Raw genomic sequence first — 3,112 nt, forward strand, 5'->3', positions numbered from 1 at the left:
CGGGAGAATGCGCCGCATGCGGCGGCCATAGAATTCAACTATCGACAGCTCGCTGCCTTTGGCGAGCAGCAGCCGGGTGATCAGGTAGCCCGAGATCACAAAGAATATGTCGACGCCAACGAAACCGCCGGGGAACCTCGGCGCGCCGAAATGAAAAAGGATTACGGCGATCACCGCAATTGCGCGCAAGCCGTCGATGTCGGGCCTATAGTCAGACTCCACCACGTCCCCCTGCGGCGCTCCGCTTCACGTCGTAACCTGACTAAACCGCCCGAGTCGAGGGGTCGCTCGCATTAGCGCAGCCCACCGTGTGATTCCCCACAGATAAATCCATATATTACCAATAGATAATGCAGTGCCGATCTATGAGAAACGTGGGAACGGCCACAATTGTTTTTCCTGTAAGAACCCGCACAGGAGCGCGGAAACCTGGCATCAGCTATATCCATACGGGCAGGGGCATCCGGCTCGGGGTAACGCGGGCGGCATCATTGTCCGTCCACATCCCGATGACTGCTAAAACTCTGTTGGCCGCTAGAAAAACAAGTTGTTTACGGTGTCCTTGACTGTATAGAAGGGCATGGCCCATGCGGAGCGAGGACAGGGCCATACTGGAGGGCGGCACGATGGACAGCCATAGCGCGTACATGGTTGAATTCGGCCCGCGGACGCATGTCCTGGTGACAGGCGGCGCGGGGTTTCTCGGATCGGCACTGGTCGATCTCTTGCTTGCGCGCCACTGCAGCGTAACGGTGATCGACGATCTTTCGAACGGCCTGCTCAGCAATCTGCCCGTGGGCGATCCCCGGCTGACCGTTCGCGCTTTCAGGGTTGGCGATCCGGCGTTCAACGCGGCGGTTCGGGACGAGGTTGGGCAGGCAGACGCCGTGTTCCACCTTGCGAGCCCGATCGGGGTTCAGCGCGCCCACAAGGAACGTTTTGCCGTTACCAGCGGCATTCTCGAGTCCGGTTGTTCGATTGTCGAGGCATGCCGGCTGCACAGGCGCCCCCTTCTCTATACGTCGAGTTCGGAAGTCTACGGCTCAGGACGTGACCGTCCCATCACCGAGTCCGACCCTGTGATGACAGATATTCGACCTCGATGGGGCTATGCGGCCGCCAAGGCAGCGGTCGAGCATCTGGTCGCCGGCCTGCTTTTCGATTTCGGCATCCCTGCCTGGATTGTTCGACCATTCAACATGGCTGGGCCGCGGCAGCGTTCGGCGACAGGTCTCGTGTTGCCGGTTTTTGTCAACGCCGCCTTACGGGGCGAGGCCCTGGTAGTCCACGACGACGGCGAGCAGAGGAGGGCATTCCTGCATGTGGCGGACGCCGCGGAAGGATTGCTCTTGGTTATGCAATGTCGCTCGCTGCAGGGGCGGCCTGTAAATCTGGGAGGCAGCGAAGCGGTTCAGATCGGAAAACTCGCGAGGATGGTCGTTGAAGCCACCGAGACGAACGCGCCGATCGTCATGAAGCCATCCAACGCGGTCTATGGGGACAGGTTCGCTGCAACGTATGACCGCGTTCCGGATACAGGTCTATTGACCGCGATGACAGGATGGCGTGCGCTGCGAAGCACGAAGCAGACGATCATGGATTGCATCGAGCACATGCGTACCGAACGAGTGATTGCTTGACGCTTGGTTCATTGGTCCCGTTCATCGGGGCGCTGCTCCTCGCTATTCCCTGTGTTTGGCTGTTCGCTTTTCTTGCCAAGCGTATCGGGGCGGTCTCGAAGGTGAAGGTCGACCGATGGCATACATCAGGCGAGGTTCCGCGTCTTGCGGGCCCTGCGCTGCTGATAGCCATGTCACCGTGGCTTCCGGTCAGCCATATCATCCTACTGGCCCTTTTTTGCCTGCTCGGCGCTCTCGATGATGTCAGGTCGCTTTCCGCAGGTTCCAAGGCGGCGGCGCTGACGGCGGGAGCTATACTTGCCGGGGTCATGACAGGTGTGTGGTGGCTACCGATCGTCGTCTGGGTATCCTGCAATGCGGTCAACATGCTCGATCACGCCGACGGACTCGCTGCCGGCGCGGCCGCGGCCGCGTTCTTCGGCCTCGGTGGGGATATCGGAATGGCCGGCGCGGGAGCCTGCATGGGCTTTCTCTGCTTAAACTATCCGCCTGCGCGTATCTTCATGGGCGATAGTGGCAGCCTTCTGCTCGGCGCAGCGATTATCCTTCTCGCGTCAGAAAGAGGGCCAGGCTCTTCACTGGCGTGGATTGCGGTTCCATTGACCGATGCGGCGTTCGTAATTATCCGCCGCCTGCGCGAGGGACGGCGGCCGTGGATCGGCGGCACTGACCATCTTGGTCATGCTCTGTTGCGCATCGGCGTGGGCAGCAAGGCTCTGCCTGTCCTGTATGCGGCAATGGCCTTGGCGCTGGGGCTCGCGTTTACTGCCTGGCAAAATCCTTAACTCGCGGATGAGATGCGAAACTGGGTTTACATCGGATCCTGGCACAACTCCGCTATTGTCATTTGGTCGGCGGAATCTGCCGTCCGCTCTCTATCCCTTCCGACAGTTTTCGCGCGCGAACGATCGGCAGCTTTGCGCCGCCATAGGGGTCATTGAGCATGCTGCAGCCGGAGCCAAACGCAGTCGGTGGAGCAATCAGGCGAAGCGACTCGTTTGCGCCGCATGACGACCGTCGCGCGGAGCCTGCTGAGGTCGTCGCGGCCAAGGCCGCGCAAGCTGCCCTTGACGGCATTTTCCTGCGCCACGTTCCGGACCATCCAGAGATAGTCGGCACGCGCCCGACATGACGTCGGGGAAAAGAAGGACGTGCCCGCACGTCCTCGGGATGAAGGGATGGGGCGTAGGCCCGCTCCCGGTAAGGCGGAGATCCGGTCATGGGTCCGCCCCCGTGCCCGATTTTCACAGCCCGCTCCGATAAGAGAGATTCGCTAGTTCGGCGGTGAAGCACTCTGGCGCCTTGATCTGATCTACCGCCCCTTTCGCGGCACCACTGCTTAGGATATCAATGCCGCGGAACTGGGGCGACTTACCTAATGAGGATGATCTTCAAATACTTTTCTGAGAACGTCGTTGAGCACGTTTTCGTGCGCGATAACCATGTTGGCATTAAGTGCACCTTGCCACAAG

Annotated in this window: 3 protein-coding genes; 2 read left to right on the forward strand and 1 reads right to left on the reverse strand. The window is 60.3% G+C overall.

The annotated features are described in order from the left end of the window. The coding region (locus EOA33_RS29785; protein ID WP_210212625.1) for an acyltransferase at positions 1–222 on the reverse strand (222 nt) is incomplete at its 3' end. Between the two features lie 404 nt (positions 223–626). Between EOA33_RS29785 and EOA33_RS29790 the strand changes: the two genes are divergently transcribed. After that, a complete protein-coding gene (locus tag EOA33_RS29790; RefSeq protein WP_189407552.1) occupies positions 627–1,640 on the forward strand; it encodes an NAD-dependent epimerase/dehydratase family protein in 1,014 nt (337 codons plus the stop codon). Then, positions 1,637–2,425 carry an undecaprenyl/decaprenyl-phosphate alpha-N-acetylglucosaminyl 1-phosphate transferase gene (locus EOA33_RS29795; RefSeq protein ID WP_245482472.1) on the forward strand — a complete coding sequence of 263 codons (789 nt, stop codon included), beginning with the start codon at positions 1,637–1,639 and terminating at the stop codon, positions 2,423–2,425. Before EOA33_RS29790 ends, EOA33_RS29795 begins: the two co-directional genes overlap by 4 nt. Positions 2,426–3,112: the final 687 nt, after the last annotated feature.

The sequence above is a fragment of the Mesorhizobium sp. M4A.F.Ca.ET.050.02.1.1 genome (assembly GCF_003997725.1).
Taxonomy (GTDB): Bacteria; Pseudomonadota; Alphaproteobacteria; order Rhizobiales; family Rhizobiaceae; genus Mesorhizobium.

What these genes read in the sequence shown, in the direction of transcription:
- EOA33_RS29790 (WP_189407552.1), top strand. Translation starts at nt 627, where the DNA reads ATGGACAGCCATAGCGCGTACATGGTTGAATTCGGCCCGCGGACGCAT.